Consider the following 14,620-nt stretch of genomic DNA (forward strand, 5'->3'; position numbering starts at 1 on the left):
AAGAGATAACGATTTTTTGTGCAAAATAGCGATATTCGTCAATATGAGAAGAATCCTCACCGTAATATCCTTTTTCTTTGCCTGCCTATGCAATAGCCTGACCTCCCACGCTCAATCCCACGTGGCGGCAAATACAAACCATACGGTTTTATTGAATAACCAAATCCGGATTGTCCCCCTGCGCGATCTGGAAGACCGTAGTGTCGCCTATATCACCAAGCTTGCTGAACCCATAGCTGATGTGTTTGGCAATCTGCTGGCTCGCTACACTTCGGTTGCCCGTTTTACGGTGCCGGTACAAGCAGACGCCTATGGTAGCCTCGATGAAGCATTGAAGTTCTACAATACGATTATCGTTGCTGTGGATGCCGTGGATTTGACAGAAAGACGGTTCATGCAGTTCGTTAACACGCAGGCTATAGGAAAAGAGGTGATACTCGCTGTGTTTGGAGATGGCACAAAACTGGGTGAACTGGATTTTGTCCATTTCCCGATAATATGGAATCCCGAGGCGACTGAGGCGGCTGCTGAGCATATGGCGATGTCGGTGTTTGGCGGCATGGCTTGTACGGCTCGCCTACCGCAATCGTTTTCTGCCCGGTATGCAACAGGGGCAGGTTTTGTCACGGAGCAAATACGATTGCAATACACGGACGCCGCTGCATTAGGTCTCGATCAGACCCGTCTTGAGGCTGAAATCGATGGCATCGTTCAGGAAGCCGTTCGTGAGCGGGCTGCCCCAGGCGCGGTGGTGCTGGTTGCCAAGAATGGTAAGGTGATTTTTGAAAAGGCTTATGGTTATCATACGTATGACCGAAATGTTCCTACGAAAACCGCTGATATTTTTGACATGGCTTCCGTGACCAAGATCGCTGCGACAACTCCTGCGGTAATGCGCCTAAGCGAGCGCGGCGTCATCGATTTGGATAGCACCATGGGCCATTACCTGCTGCAAGCACAGGGCACCAATAAGAATGACACCAAACTGCGGGATGTAATGCTTCATGAAGCGGGCTTTACCCCATTTATTCCATTCTACAGGGAGTTGAAGCCCGGCGATTTGAGTACGGATTCCTCTGCGGCCTATTCCGTAAAGGTAGCCGACGGCTGTTACATCCGCACGGGATATTACGAAGAGGTCATGTGGCCCATCATGCTTGAGTCCAAACTCAATCCGACAGGCGCCTATGTATATAGCGATATCAGCATGTATGTCATGAAGGAAGTAGCCGAACACCAAACAGGTATTCCCATCCAAGACTACATTCAGCAGGAATTTTACCAACCATTGGGTATGCAGACGGCGGGCTACCTCCCCCGGAATCGCTTCCCCAAGGAACGGATCATCCCTACTGAAAACGATAAAACCTTCAGAAAGACACTGCTGCAGGGGTATGTGCACGATCAGGGTGCGGCCATGGCGGGTGGTATTGCTGGCCATGCCGGCCTGTTTGCTACGGCAAACGACCTAGCCATCTACGGGCAGTTGTTGCTCAATAGGGGCGAATATGGGGGTACGCGGTATTTCAAGGCGGAAACTGTAGATTTATTTACTTCTAAACAGTCGGCCACCAGCAGAAGGGGACTGGGATTCGACCGATCGGACCCAGATACCTCCAAACATTATCCTTCAAAACTGGCTTCAGAAGCTACGTTTGGCCATACCGGCTATACAGGCACGTGTATCTGGATTGATCCCAAGGAACAACTGATTTACATCTTCCTATCCAACCGCGTGCACCCGGTAGTGAGTACGAAGTTGTATGAGTTAAATGTGCGCAGCAGGATACAGGATGCTATCTATGAAGCGATTGCGGCTGCAAAATGACCTCATGATGAAGAAGAACCTGCTGTTTGTTGCTGCCTTGTTCTGGGGCTTCCAACTGTTTGGGCAGGAAGCCCAGCGTATCCATACGGATGCACTTGTCATCGATACACACAACGATGTGCTGTACCAATCGGTCATGCGGGGGAAGGATATCGGCAAACGGATTAATACCGGTCACACCGATCTTCCCCGTATCCGGGAAGGGGGAATCGACGTACAGGTTTTTGCCGTATGGTGTAATGAGAAATACGGCAAGGGTACCGCGTTTGCGTATGCAAACAAGCAAATCGATGGTTTAATGAATGTCATTCAGAATTATCCAAGTGAAATTGCCTTGGTAACCGATACGGAAAGCTTACAGCGAACGGTATCGCAGGGAAAGATTGCCGCTGTCATCGGGGTTGAAGGCGGGCACATGATCGAAGGTCGTATGGACTATCTGGATAGCCTTTTTTCCCGGGGTGCTCGTTATCTTACCCTTACTTGGAACAATAGCGTGGATTGGGCGACTTCGGCCACGGATGAAACCAGGCATTCAAAAAAACTGAAAAGCAAGGGGTTGAATGATTTCGGGCGGCAAGTCATCCACCGGATGAACGAATTGGGGATGATGATAGACCTCTCCCACGTGGGCCGGCAAACGTTTTTTGATGTGATGGAAATCACAAACAAGCCCGTGCTTGTATCGCATAGTAATGCTTATGCATTGATGGCACACCCACGCAACCTGCAGGACGACCAAATTAAAGCAGTTGCCGAAAACGATGGTGTGATTTGCCTGAATTTCTATTCGGGTTTTCTTGACCCGATGCATTACACGAAGATTAACCGCCTGTATGCAAAACAGGTCACTGCACAGGACACGGTGCGGCGCTCAACCGATTCCAAATTCGATCGGTTGTCCGCAGCGGCTAAAGAGCAGCTTCGCCCTCCGCTTTCCCTGCTGCTTGACCATATCGACTATATGGTGCAACTCGCCGGGATAGACCACGTGGGTATCGGGAGCGATTTTGATGGTATATCATCCACTCCTAAGGGCCTTGACGATTGCGGTGACTTTCCACATCTTACGGAAGGATTGCTGCAACGCGGATATAGCGAAGCAGATATTCGTAAGATATTGGGTGAAAATGTGTTACGATTGATGAAGGCACAGGAGGAATAACCATGGCAAAGACGAAGACAATTTATTTTTGCCAAAGCTGCGGATATGAATCTGCGAAATGGCTCGGCAAGTGCCCATCGTGCAACGAGTGGAATACCTTTGTGGAGGAGGTGGTGGAACGTGTAAGCGCCCGTGTGCCGGATTGGCAAACCGTGTCTGGCGTTAAGAAGCGAACAAGCAAAGCCGCAGCGATACACGAAATCGTTCATGCCGATGAGGCGCGTCGCATCACGCCCGATAAGGAGCTTAACAGGGTGTTGGGCGGAGGTATTGTGCCGGGTTCATTGGTACTTATCGGTGGTGAGCCGGGCATTGGAAAGTCTACATTGATGTTGCAGCTTGCTCTCAACATGCCGGATACAAGAACCTTGTACATATCGGGTGAAGAAAGCGAGCAGCAGCTTAAAATGCGTGCGGAGCGGCTTTCGCAGGCCTCCAAGGCTGACTGTTTTATCCTCACCGAAACGGCTACACAGCATATTTTCAAACAAATCAATACGGTTGCTCCCCATTTGGTCATTATCGACTCAATCCAAACACTGCATTCCGCGCATATCGACGCTGCCCCAGGAAGCGTATCTCAAGTAAGGGAATGCACCGCTGAATTGCTTCAGTTTGCCAAGGAAACGGCGATTCCGGTATTCATCGTTGGCCATATTACCAAAGACGGTGCTATAGCTGGTCCCAAAGTGTTGGAGCACATGGTAGACACCGTATTGCAGTTTGAGGGGGATCGTCACCACGCATACCGCATCTTAAGGGCTGTGAAAAACCGGTTTGGTGCCGCTACTGAATTGGGTATCTATGAAATGCAAGGATCGGGACTTCGCGAAGTGAGCAATCCGTCAGAAATCTTGCTTTCGCAGCGCGAAGGAAACATGAGTGGTATCGCGATTGCCGTTTTATTGGAGGGAATGCGCCCTATGCTTATCGAAGTGCAGGCTTTGGTGGGAAATTCCGCGTACGGCACCCCCCAGCGTTCATCCAACGGATTTGATACGAAGCGGATGAACATGCTGCTCGCAGTGCTTGAAAAACGTTTTGGTTTTCGACTCAGCGCCCAAGATGTTTTCCTCAATATTGCCGGAGGATTGCGTGTGGAAGATCCCGCCATTGACCTGGCGGTCATTATCGCCATTATTTCCTCACAGCAGGATATACCGGTTTCCGCAACGATAGCCTTCGCCGGGGAAGTGGGACTTTCGGGTGAGATAAGAGCCGTGAATCGGATCGAGCAGCGTATCGCAGAAGCAGAAAAGTTGGGTTTCGAAACCATTTACATTTCGAAGTACAATACCAAAGGACTGGATAGCAGCAAGTATCAAATCAGCATCAGGGCAGTAGCCAAAGTAGAAGAAGTATTCCAGGCGGTTTTTGGATAAGAGTGGCCGCCACTGAAGGCAGCATAGCCCATCAAATCAGCTTCTGATGCGTTTTCCACCACAGATCGGGCATTTCACCGGATACGGCCGTCTGGTAATCCTCATACCGGCAGGGAACGAGGTGGTAACGTTCATTGACCGATTTAGAACCCGAGTAGGGCACTTGCATCCACCAGCGATCTGATTTCTTGCTTTTCACAAAAACCAATTCATACGCCTCGTTATGAACGCTAGTCCGATAGATGATGTAAGCCGATTTAGGAACAAGTGGAGCATCGTGTTTGCGATTGTAGAACCCATCAATGAAGTACCAGATCATCTGGGTTATAAGCATTGCGGTCTGTGCGCGGTTGTCAAACGCTGGATTGTATTCGTAGAAGCCGATAGAGGTGAGCTTGTCGCTCATTCCAGCATACCGGCAGATCTGGCATGCCTCGTCGCCAAATAACCCGTTGGCTGTGGCATACGCATTACCCGGTGCATCCGAAAACCGTATGGCACCGATGTCGAAGCTTACCATATCCGCTGCACGGATAATCGGTTCAATGTGATCTACCTTGCCGGCGATGAGGCCAAGTCGCATCGCATGGAAATAGAGCTTGTCATACATGGCAACCGACTCCTTGCTTACGAAATAGGTTTGATAAGCCAAATTGTTCAAATTAAACAGGTAATCCGGTTCGTGCAGGATGATGTGATTGATATAGGTCTGTGAGTTGAGCGGTGCATTTTCTGTCTGGTCCTGATCGATGTCAAACCGTGAATCGACAATGGATACCTCTACCTTTTGCTCTAGCTTTTCATAGGCGAGGTATTGCGCATAGGTGATGTCCTGTCCACCGCCGATGATAATGGGAACGATACCTGATTTAATGAGTTCACCACAGACCGTTTTCACCGCTGCATAAGTATCGGCTACCCGCTCCCCGGCCCTGATGTTACCTAAGTCGGCCACCCGCAGTTTATACTCACCTTGATAAAGTACATATAAATGCTTGCGGATAATGTCGGCAGCTCCGGCACAACCCGAGTTGCCGACAGCCATTCGGTCGTCCAGCACCCCGAATAATACCAAATCAGGCTTTTCATGCTCCAAATCCGGAAAATCCTTGTCATGGATTCGTACAGAGGCCCCGATTTGGGAACGGAAAAATCCCGTATCGGGAGTGAAATCCTGAGGGTCAATGGGAGAAAAGAAAACGGATAAGGACATGGTAGCTATCTGTTGTTTTGGCAAAATTACCCGACAAACTTACATAAAATGCGCATATGCCCAAAGTGCATTTTATGTGTTGTCAATTTGCCGTGGAAAATTGAAACAAACAACTAGAATGTCCATTTATTACCTTACTTTTGAAGCATTATCATCAAACTATACTGAGACGGTGGTTTTAGTAACAGGCGGAACGGGTTTTCTGGGTGCGGTACTCATCAAACGGTTAATCGTGGCGGGAGTCAGCGTCCGGGCTACAAAGCGGGAAACATCCGCCATCCCTGCCGAATTGACGGGCTTGCCGGGCTTGCAGTGGGTGAATGCCGATGTCAATGATTTTTTTGCATTGGAGGATGCTTTCAAAGGCGTGACAAAGGTTTACCATTGTGCGGCCCTGATTTCTTACCGGGTGGCCGACAAGAAGCGGTTGATAACGGTAAATGTAGAGGGTACTGCAAACATGGTAAGTTTGGCACTGGAGCATCAAGTGAGGTTGCTGCATGTCAGCTCGATAGCCGCTGTTGGGCAAGCCAAAAACAACAATGAGGCTACCGAAGGCGACCTTTGGGAATATGGGCCCGACCAGTCGGGCTACGCCATTGCCAAGTATGAGGCTGAGATGGAAGTATGGCGGGGTATTGCCGAGGGCCTGGATGGCGTCATCGTAAATCCCGCACTTGTTATCGGGCCATCGGCGAGAGCGACGGACAGCGGTACGAGCGGATCCATTTTTGCACTGCTCCGCCGCGGACTTAATTTTTATCCCGATGGTGCAGTAGGCCTTATCGACGTGGATGATGTTGCCAAGATAATGATAGCATTGATGGATAACCCTGCAATAACGGGGCAACGTTTTTTATTGAGTAATGTAAACATGGCCCATAAGGAACTGTTGGCAAGATGCAGTGTTTACCTGGATAGGGCAGCGCCAACGTATAGGGCCACTCCTTTTATGTTAAGCCTCGCTTGGCGGGCCGCCAAGTTTTTCTCCCTTTTTACGGGTCAGCGCCCACTCCTCACGCGTGAAGCCGCCCGGGCAGCAAGCCGGAAGTTGCGGTTCTCGAACCAGAAAGTTGTAGCCGCGACAGGTATCACATTCAAACCCATAGACGATACCCTGCGCGAAATATGTACGGAATTGTTAACAACCCAATAAATTGAAAAACTATTACATCATTGATTTTGACAGTACCTTCACCCAGGTAGAAGCATTGGACGAATTGGCCCGTATTTCGCTGGCCAATCACCCGGCGAGAGAATTGGTTTATGAAGAGATTGACCGGCTTACCAACTTGTCTATGAACGGGCAGCTATCCTTCCGCGAGAGCCTGGCAGGACGGGTAAAGCTTTTGGAAGCCAACCGGGAACATCTTGCTCGGTTGATTTGGGTATTGAAAAAGAAAGTGTCCATATCCTTTTCGCGTAACAAGGAGTTTTTTAAGAAAAATGCCGATAGCGTACTGATTGTCTCGGGCGGATTCAAGGAGTTTATTTTCCCGGTTGTTATCCCCTATCACATCAAGAAGGAAAACGTCTACGCGAATACTTTTATATTTGATGACAAAGGCAACATTACCGGTTATGACGAAAGCAACCCGCTTTCGGAAGAAGGCGGTAAGGTGAAACTCCTGCGTCAGTTGCAATTGCCCGGTAAAATTTATGGCATCGGCGATGGTTATTCAGACTTCCAATTGAAGGAATCGGGACTCATTGAGCGTTTCTTTGCTTTTACCGAAAATATAGAGCGCAAAAGTGTATCCGAGAAAGCGGACCACGTGACACCCAGCTTCGATGAGTTTCTTTATGTGAATGATTTGCCGCGCGCCATTTCCTATCCGAAAAACCGCATTCTCTGCCTCATTGTGGGCAATGTGCCGGAAATCGCGGCGCACATCCTGAAGCGCGATGGCTTTTCCATCCGGGTGAAGGAAACCTTTGAGGAAAAATATGTGAAAGACGTGGGCATGCTGCTGTTGGGCAATGACGTGACGATCGATGACGACCAGTTGGCCAGGGCCGATAAGCTCAAAACCATTGGTTACCTGGGCGATAGCAAACAACACGTGAACCGTGATATCTGTAATGAGAAGGGGATTGTTCTTTTTGATGACAAAAAGGGAAAGAAACGGAATAATGAGTTTATCCCTCGACGCATGGCCGATTTTATCAATAAAGGGGATACGTATATGAGTCGTAACTTCCCGAATCTGCCACTTCCCAAAATTGAAAGAGCGCACCGGCTACTCCACATCCATCGCAATGTGCCGGGGGTGATGGCTCAGATCAATAATGTCTTTGCCGAAAACCGGATTAACATCGTCGCACAGTTTTTAATGACCAAAGGGGATATCGGTTACGCAGTGACAGATGTGGATGCGCAATACGACAAGCAGTTGCTTAGACAGCTCAGGCAGATAGCCAATACTGTAAAATTCAGGGTGCTGTATTGAATTCCCATATACGAGTCGGGGTGATACATGCATCCAAGGCCATGTCGTGCACCGTGATATCGCCTATGATTGTTTCGGCTTCGAACAGCGATAGGCCGATTTTCCTTACCGTTGGGCGGCATTCGGCAAGGAACCGATCATAATACCCCTTGCCATACCCCACGCGATGTCCATAGCTATCAAAAGCAAGCAGCGGTACAAATACCACGTCTATCTCTGACGGGAGTACGGCGGTTCCATTTTCCGGCTCGGGGATTCCCCAATGGTTGAGTGTTAGGACGGTAGCCTTATCCCAGATAAAATGACGCATGCCGGGGGTGCCACGCTCGGTCCTAGAAAGGACCAGTCTCATATGGGGGTATTCCTGCCTCAACCACTTAGCGATTGCATAGGTGTCTGGTTCATGGTTACCCTTAATGGGAAGAAAGAGGTGTATTGTGGCATGTACCCGTAGGTCGAGTGCCATAACCTGCGCCATCAATTGTTCGTTCAGTGACTGGAACTCTTGGGCAGCCAGGTTTATCCGCTTTTCGCGGTATATTTTTCGTAGTTCCTGTTTTGTGTATGGATGCATGATCGAGAACGTTGGGCACAAAGATACACGAGAGGGAGCAAAAAACATCGGCCTTGGAGCGGGGAGCCCCAAGACCGAATAATCAACCTAAACCTAAAAATTTGAATTCTTTTATTTCACGCGCTCGATATAGTCTCCCGAACGTGTATCTACTTTTACCTTGTCTCCCTGATTGACAAAAAGGGGCACTTTAATCTCAACACCTGTTTCTACCGTGGCGCTTTTCAACGCATTTGTTGACGTATCGCCTTTCACGGCAGGTTCAGTATAAGTTATCTCTAATTCTACAGTTGTAGGGGCCTGTGCCATAATCGGTTCCTCACTCTCCATCGCGACCAGCACCTGCATACCCTCTTTCAAAAAACGTGCCGAACTCCCGAAAAGATGCTTCGGGATATTGAATTGTTCGAACGTATTGTTATCCATAACAACGAACGTATCCCCATCTTCGTAGAGGTACTGATAATCATTGGTTTCAACGCGCGCAATTTCTACTTCTTCATCCGTACGGAACCGGTATTCTACGAGTTTTCCGGTTTTCACATTACGCATTTTGGCTTGGTAAAATGCACGTAGATTGCCGGGGGTGCGATGAATGTACTCATCAACAGACACTAATTCGCCGTTGAAGCGCAAGATATTGCCGTTTTTTACGTCTGAAGCTTTGGCCATGATTTAATTTTACAAATGTCTTAGATATGGGCGTAAATATACGAAACACGCCAACTATTTGCAAAAAACAGGAAAAAAGCCCGGTTAGGCTTTATACGCAGGGATGCCGATGGTATACTCGCAAAACCCATATTCTCGCTCCTGATTAGAGCAGACGAGCAGCATGCGGTCGGCGCTGGTCTTATCTACGAGGTGTAAATACCAATCTACGCCATCGTGGTCCAGGTTGGTTGCCGGTTCATCCAGGAGTAAAATAGGTGCCTCCGCACAACAGGCCAATGCCAACTTTACCCGCTGTTTCATACCTGACGAAAAATACCGGATCTGTTTATTTTCGGCATGGCGTAGTCCAAGCAGGTCAGTTACTCGCTGTTCGTCGAAGCCGTGCAAGTACTTCTTGTGCGTAAAATGAAACCGGACCTGTTCGGTAAGCGTGAATTCTTCAATCAGCTCCATATAAGGCGCAGCCAAAGCAATGTACTGATAAACACGTTCGGGATCGATGTGTTGCTCCCCAGATACGTAACGGATCTGACCGGAAGATGGCGTGAGGCTTGACGCGATGATTTGAAGTAAAGTGGACTTGCCCGAGCCATTAGGCCCCAATATCGCATAACGCCGTCCAGTTGTAAACCGGTAGTTCAAATGCCGGAAGACCCAATCTCGGTTGAATCGCCGGCCGATGTCTTCCAGTATGACTTCCATTACCTAAAGCACGCCCTTACTTTGGCCAAACCCCTTCATTACGCCTCGATTGGAGTTCCGCACGAAATCAAGTATTTCATCCCTGATTTCGGTAGGCTTATATTCCGCTTCAATGATGTCCAAAGCCTTGGTCAGGTTGTTGTTCTTGACAAACAGAACCCGATAAATATCCTGTATCTCATTGATTTGGTTGGAAGAGAAGCCCCTCCTTCTTAGGCCAACGGAATTGATACCGACATAAGCCAACGGCTCGCGGGCTGCCTTTACAAACGGAGGCACGTCTTTGCGAACCAACGAACCTCCAGCAATAAATGCATGCGAACCGATGTGGCAGAATTGATGTACCGCCACCAAACCTGCTAAGACGACGTAATCACCTACGGTAATGTGGCCGGCCAATGTACTGCTATTCGAAAAAATGCAATTGTCACCTACGATGCAATCGTGTGCGATATGGCTGTATGCTTGGATCAGGCAATTCTTGCCGATAACCGTTTTCCACTTGTCTTTGGTGCCTCTATTTATGGTAACGCATTCCCTGATGGTGGTATTATCACCGATTTCCGCAGTGGTTTCCTCGCCGTCGAATTTTAGATCTTGGGGAATGCCTGAAATAATGGCTCCGGGGAATATCCGGCAGTTCTTGCCGATGCGCGCACCATCCATGATGGTCACATTGGAACCAATCCATGTGCCTTCTTCGATCACCACATCTTTATGGATGGTAACAAAAGGTTCAATAACGACATTGCCGGCAATTCTGGCCTGCGGATGTATATATGCTAAAGGCTGTATCATGATGCCTGGCTCTCTTTTACTTTTACAATCTGGGCCATCAATTCTGCTTCCACTACGATTTTATCACCGACCATGCCGACCCCTTTCATCTGTGCAATGCCCCTGCGGATGGGTTCCAGCAAATCACAGCGGAAGATAATCGTATCCCCCGGATTAACCTGAGCCTTGAATCGGGCATTCTCGATCTTTAGAAATAATGTTAAATAATTCTCGGGGTCTGGTACCGTGCTTAATACCAATACGCCGCCGGTTTGTGCCATTGCTTCAATCTGCAATACACCGGGAAAAACCGGTGCTCCCGGAAAATGCCCCAAGAACAAGTCCTCGTTCATCGTGACATTCTTCAGTCCCACCACGTGTGTCTTGGTCAGTTCTAAGATCTTGTCGATCATCAAGAAAGGTTGCCGATGCGGCAAGATATTCATGATTTGAACCGTATCATACAGGGGCGGCATATTCGGGTCGTATATTTTTACGTACCTGCGCCCCTTTTCCTTTCTGATTTGGGCCTTTATCTTCTTGGCAAATGCCACGTTGGCCGCATGGCCAGGCCTGGCAGCCATGATATGGCCCTTAATGGGACGTCCCACCAACGCTAGGTCACCGATCATGTCCAGCAGCTTGTGCCGTGCAGGTTCGTTTTGATGGCGAAGTTCGATATTGTCCAATATGCCCTCTTTCGCCACGTCGATGTCTTCCCTGTTGAATAGTGTAGCCAAGTGCCGTAATTCATCTTTGCTCACCTCACGGTCCACCACGACAATAGCATTGTTGAGGTCGCCACCTTTAATGAGGTTATTTTGCAACAACATTTCCAGTTCGTGCAGGAAACAAAACGTTCGGGATGACGCAATGTCTTTGGAAAATTCATCGATATTACTGATCGATGCATGCTGGCTACCCAACACTGGGGAGTTGAAATCGATCATGCAAGTAAAACGGTATCCATCCAAAGGCATGGCTACCATTTCGACTTTTCTATCCGGTTCGGTATGGTGTATGTTGTGTGGAATTTCGTAATAGTCGCGATCGGCTCCCTGATCCACATAACCTGTTTGTTCAATGGCCTTTACAAATGGTGCAGAGCTTCCATCCATAATGGGGACTTCCGGTCCGTCGATGTCTATAAGTACGTTGTCTATTTGGAGGCCCACCAAAGCTGCCATCAAGTGCTCGATGGTGCTCACGCTTGCTCCGTTTTGGGAGATCGTCGTACCGCGCGAAGTGTCCGACACGTTATCCGCATCCACCAAGACCGTCGGTTGGTTTTCCAGATCGACCCGTCTGAACTTGTACCAATGGTGTTCGGATGCCGGTTTTAAGGTCATGGTCACAGGTTTGCCGGTGTGTAGCCCTACCCCTGAAATGATGATTTCTGATTTGATTGTTCGTTGTTTTACGTTCATCGCTGTCAATTGGCTTATCCGTCAGTTGACGGAAGGAAAGCGCTTGGTTTTATTTCGATAGTTCTTTAGTTAACAATTGTTCCAACTCCTCAAGGCGGCGCTCTAACTCCGGTAGGCGCGAGTAGACCACCTGTGAGCGCATCTGTGCATTAAATGCTGCTGCTGGGGCACCTGACCATTTTTTCCCTTCCTCGGCAATCGTACGATTAACACCCGATTTGGCTTGTATCTGACTGCCGTTGGCAATGCTTATATGGCCCACGATGCCTACCTGTCCGCCAATAACGGCATTCTCGCCGATTTTGGTACTTCCAGAAATACCCGACTGGGCGGCGATGACCGTGTTTTTCCCGATTTCTACATTGTGTGCCACTTGGATAAGATTGTCCAGTTTCACACCTTTTCGAATGATTGTCGAACCCATCGTTGCGCGATCAATCACCGAATTTGCACCTATTTCCACGTCGTCTTCGATAATTACATTGCCGATTTGACTGATCTTGGTGTATGTGCCGTTTTCTTGAGGAGCAAATCCGAAGCCGTCGCTGCCAACAACCGTGCCCGAGTGGATAATGACACGTTCCCCGATATTACAATCAAAATAGACCGATACACCAGGAAACAAAGTGCTATCATTGCCTATTTTGGCGTTATCGCCAATATATACATGGGGATATATCTTACAATTGTCACCGATAACAGCTCCTTTATCGATATAGGCGAAAGCACCAACATAGGCGTTTTTGCCAATTTTTGCACTCGGATGGATAAAGGCGCGCTCCTCGATACCGGTTTTATCTAAACGCATTTTGTTGTACAATTCCAGCAGCGTAGAAAATGCTAAATAAGCATTTTTTACCCGGACGATTGTGCCCGCTACCGGCCGGTCCAATTTCAAGTCTTCATTGACAATGATGACCGATGCCTTTGTAGTATAAAGGTATTGTTCGTATTTTGGGTTAGACAAAAAGGAGAGGGAACCACTTGATGCGTCCTCGATTTTGGCCAATTGCTCCACCATCACATCGGGGTTTCCTTCAACGGAACCGTTTACGAGCGTTGCTATTTGATGTGCGGAAAATTGCATCTGCAAATGTATAAGTTTAAACGATAACTATTCAAATTTTTACTGGCTATCAGCCTATTGATGACGGAATACCGACCAATTCCTTTGGAAACGATACGGCAAACTTCTGCACTTTCTTAGATAAAGTCTCCAAATTGGATAGATCCGATGCTTCCGCAATGTCTTGTATACTCCCGTCCTTCATTAAAATCTTAATCGTACTGTTGTTTGGTTCGTACGCACTGTTCTCAATTGATTGCACCCACACGTAGTAATCTGCCTCAGCGGTATCAATACCGAAATAGTCTACAGCTTGACTTTTCAAATCAGCTATCAGCTGTTCTTCTGGAACAGCACCATGCAACTCCGTGTGATACAAAGATCTTGCGATGAGCCGTGAACATAGCATACGCAAAATATGGTCGTCATGATATGCCCAAGTTTTTACAGCAGACCAAATATCGGTATCGTCTAGACGCGAAAAATGAGCTAAATGAGACACATCTTCGGTGAAATTCTGCCGGGTTATCTTGTTGCGCAAAAAATGTTCCAAGGATGGCGAAGCAAAGAGCGATACACCGTTTTCATACAGCGCCTTCGCTCGCTGGAGAATTTTAAGCAGCATCTGTTCGGCACTTAATACCGTTTTGTGCAGATAAACCTGCCAATACATCAGCCGACGTGCAATGAGGAATTTCTCGACCGAATAGATGCCTTTCTGTTCGATGACAAGTTCGTTGTCAACGACATGCAACATTTTTATGATGCGATCAAAACTGATAACCCCTTCGGCCACACCCGTAAAAAAGCTGTCGCGGCTGAGGTAGTCCATCCGGTCAATATCAAGCTGCCCAGAAACCAGCTGGTAAAGGAATTTTTTCTGATGGCGGTTATTGAAAATCATAATGGCGAGATCGAGCCGCCCCCCAACTGCTTCATTGAGCTCATCCATCATCAACGTAGAAAGCCACTCATGCGAAACCCCTTCTACCAAGGTGTGCTCCAAGGAGTGGGAAAAAGGGCCATGCCCGATGTCGTGCAATAAAATGGCTGCCAACACGGCCTCCTCTTCCTCGTCAGAAATTGCGACATCCTTGCCACGCAGCGTTTCAATGGCCAGCGCCATCAGATGCATAGCCCCCAATGCATGCTGGAAGCGGGTATGTAATGCACCAGGATAAACCAGATGCGTCATGCTCACCTGTTTGATATAACGTAGACGTTGGAAATAGGGGTGCTGTATCAGGTCAAAAATGAAGCCAGACGGAATGGAAATAAATCCATAAACGGGATCGTTGATTATTTTCTTTTTATTCAATCGCTGCTTTCAATGCGGAGGGTGCTTTTGCCCGCCGCAGTTG

The 14,620-nt window shown here is 48.2% G+C and carries 13 protein-coding genes; 5 read left to right on the forward strand and 8 right to left on the reverse strand.

Going from position 1 to position 14,620, the window contains the following annotated elements:
* Window positions 1–43: 43 nt before the first annotated feature.
* From IEV98_RS04360 to radA, 3 genes are read left to right on the forward strand one after another with little or no spacing between them, the layout of a single operon-like run.
* Window positions 44–1,828, forward strand: coding sequence for a serine hydrolase domain-containing protein (locus IEV98_RS04360; protein WP_188504676.1), 1,785 nt, complete (start codon window positions 44–46; stop codon window positions 1,826–1,828).
* Window positions 1,829–1,832: 4 nt separating this feature from the next.
* Window positions 1,833–2,993, forward strand: a complete 1,161-nt coding sequence (locus IEV98_RS04365) for a dipeptidase (RefSeq protein WP_229738565.1) — start codon at window positions 1,833–1,835, stop codon at window positions 2,991–2,993.
* Window positions 2,994–2,995: 2 nt separating this feature from the next.
* Window positions 2,996–4,375: a DNA repair protein RadA gene (gene radA / locus IEV98_RS04370; protein ID WP_188504677.1), complete on the forward strand. Its 1,380-nt coding sequence runs from the start codon at window positions 2,996–2,998 to the stop codon at window positions 4,373–4,375.
* A 31-nt stretch (window positions 4,376–4,406) separates the two neighbouring features.
* On the opposite strand, the gene IEV98_RS04375 is transcribed toward radA, so the two are convergent.
* Complete coding sequence (locus IEV98_RS04375; RefSeq protein ID WP_188504678.1) at window positions 4,407–5,588, reverse strand: formimidoylglutamase; 1,182 nt, start codon at window positions 5,586–5,588, stop codon at window positions 4,407–4,409.
* 118 nt (window positions 5,589–5,706) lie between these two features.
* Between IEV98_RS04375 and IEV98_RS04380 the strand changes: the two genes are divergently transcribed.
* Complete coding sequence (locus IEV98_RS04380) at window positions 5,707–6,744, forward strand: NAD-dependent epimerase/dehydratase family protein (RefSeq protein WP_229738566.1); 1,038 nt, start codon at window positions 5,707–5,709, stop codon at window positions 6,742–6,744.
* Between the two features lies 1 nt (window position 6,745).
* A complete protein-coding gene (locus IEV98_RS04385) occupies window positions 6,746–8,038 on the forward strand; it encodes an HAD-IB family phosphatase (RefSeq protein WP_188504679.1) in 1,293 nt (430 codons plus the stop codon).
* On the opposite strand, the gene IEV98_RS04390 is transcribed toward IEV98_RS04385, so the two are convergent.
* The 7 genes from IEV98_RS04390 to IEV98_RS04420 form a co-directional block, all read right to left on the reverse strand.
* The gene (locus IEV98_RS04390; RefSeq protein WP_188504680.1) at window positions 8,022–8,612 is read right to left on the reverse strand and encodes a 5-formyltetrahydrofolate cyclo-ligase; all 591 of its coding nucleotides are present in this window, start codon (window positions 8,610–8,612) and stop codon (window positions 8,022–8,024) included. The two genes, IEV98_RS04385 and IEV98_RS04390, sit on opposite strands and share 17 nt — an antisense overlap.
* 111 nt (window positions 8,613–8,723) lie before the next feature.
* Window positions 8,724–9,284 (reverse strand): elongation factor P, encoded by a 561-nt coding sequence (gene efp, locus IEV98_RS04395; RefSeq protein ID WP_188504681.1) that lies wholly within the window; start codon window positions 9,282–9,284, stop codon window positions 8,724–8,726.
* 84 nt (window positions 9,285–9,368) lie between these two features.
* A complete protein-coding gene (locus IEV98_RS04400; protein ID WP_188504682.1) occupies window positions 9,369–9,989 on the reverse strand; it encodes an ABC transporter ATP-binding protein in 621 nt (206 codons plus the stop codon).
* Window positions 9,990–9,992: 3 nt separating this feature from the next.
* A complete protein-coding gene (lpxA, locus tag IEV98_RS04405; RefSeq protein ID WP_188504683.1) occupies window positions 9,993–10,787 on the reverse strand; it encodes an acyl-ACP--UDP-N-acetylglucosamine O-acyltransferase in 795 nt (264 codons plus the stop codon).
* Complete coding sequence (locus tag IEV98_RS04410; RefSeq protein WP_188504684.1) at window positions 10,784–12,193, reverse strand: bifunctional UDP-3-O-[3-hydroxymyristoyl] N-acetylglucosamine deacetylase/3-hydroxyacyl-ACP dehydratase; 1,410 nt, start codon at window positions 12,191–12,193, stop codon at window positions 10,784–10,786. The genes lpxA and IEV98_RS04410 overlap by 4 nt, the downstream gene beginning before the upstream one ends.
* 49 nt (window positions 12,194–12,242) lie before the next feature.
* Window positions 12,243–13,280, reverse strand: coding sequence for a UDP-3-O-(3-hydroxymyristoyl)glucosamine N-acyltransferase (lpxD, locus tag IEV98_RS04415; RefSeq protein WP_188504685.1), 1,038 nt, complete (start codon window positions 13,278–13,280; stop codon window positions 12,243–12,245).
* Window positions 13,281–13,329: 49 nt separating this feature from the next.
* The gene (locus tag IEV98_RS04420) at window positions 13,330–14,577 is read right to left on the reverse strand and encodes an HD domain-containing protein (RefSeq protein ID WP_188504686.1); all 1,248 of its coding nucleotides are present in this window, start codon (window positions 14,575–14,577) and stop codon (window positions 13,330–13,332) included.
* Window positions 14,578–14,620 lie beyond the last annotated feature (43 nt).

This window comes from Parapedobacter pyrenivorans (genome assembly GCF_014636865.1).
Taxonomy (GTDB): domain Bacteria; phylum Bacteroidota; class Bacteroidia; order Sphingobacteriales; family Sphingobacteriaceae; genus Parapedobacter; species Parapedobacter pyrenivorans.

Excerpts from the sequence above, each read along its gene's own strand:
- IEV98_RS04360 (WP_188504676.1), top strand. The coding sequence starts at position 44 with ATGAGAAGAATCCTCACCGTAATATCCTTTTTCTTTGCCTGCCTATGC.
- IEV98_RS04365 (WP_229738565.1), top strand. The coding sequence starts at position 1,833 with ATGATGAAGAAGAACCTGCTGTTTGTTGCTGCCTTGTTCTGGGGCTTC.
- radA (WP_188504677.1), top strand. The coding sequence starts at position 2,996 with ATGGCAAAGACGAAGACAATTTATTTTTGCCAAAGCTGCGGATATGAA.
- IEV98_RS04375 (WP_188504678.1), bottom strand. The coding sequence starts at position 5,588 with ATGTCCTTATCCGTTTTCTTTTCTCCCATTGACCCTCAGGATTTCACT.
- IEV98_RS04380 (WP_229738566.1), top strand. The coding sequence starts at position 5,707 with ATGTCCATTTATTACCTTACTTTTGAAGCATTATCATCAAACTATACT.
- IEV98_RS04390 (WP_188504680.1), bottom strand. The coding sequence starts at position 8,612 with ATGCATCCATACACAAAACAGGAACTACGAAAAATATACCGCGAAAAG.
- efp (WP_188504681.1), bottom strand. The coding sequence starts at position 9,284 with ATGGCCAAAGCTTCAGACGTAAAAAACGGCAATATCTTGCGCTTCAAC.
- IEV98_RS04400 (WP_188504682.1), bottom strand. The coding sequence starts at position 9,989 with ATGGAAGTCATACTGGAAGACATCGGCCGGCGATTCAACCGAGATTGG.
- lpxA (WP_188504683.1), bottom strand. The coding sequence starts at position 10,787 with ATGATACAGCCTTTAGCATATATACATCCGCAGGCCAGAATTGCCGGC.
- IEV98_RS04410 (WP_188504684.1), bottom strand. The coding sequence starts at position 12,193 with ATGAACGTAAAACAACGAACAATCAAATCAGAAATCATCATTTCAGGG.
- lpxD (WP_188504685.1), bottom strand. The coding sequence starts at position 13,280 with ATGCAATTTTCCGCACATCAAATAGCAACGCTCGTAAACGGTTCCGTT.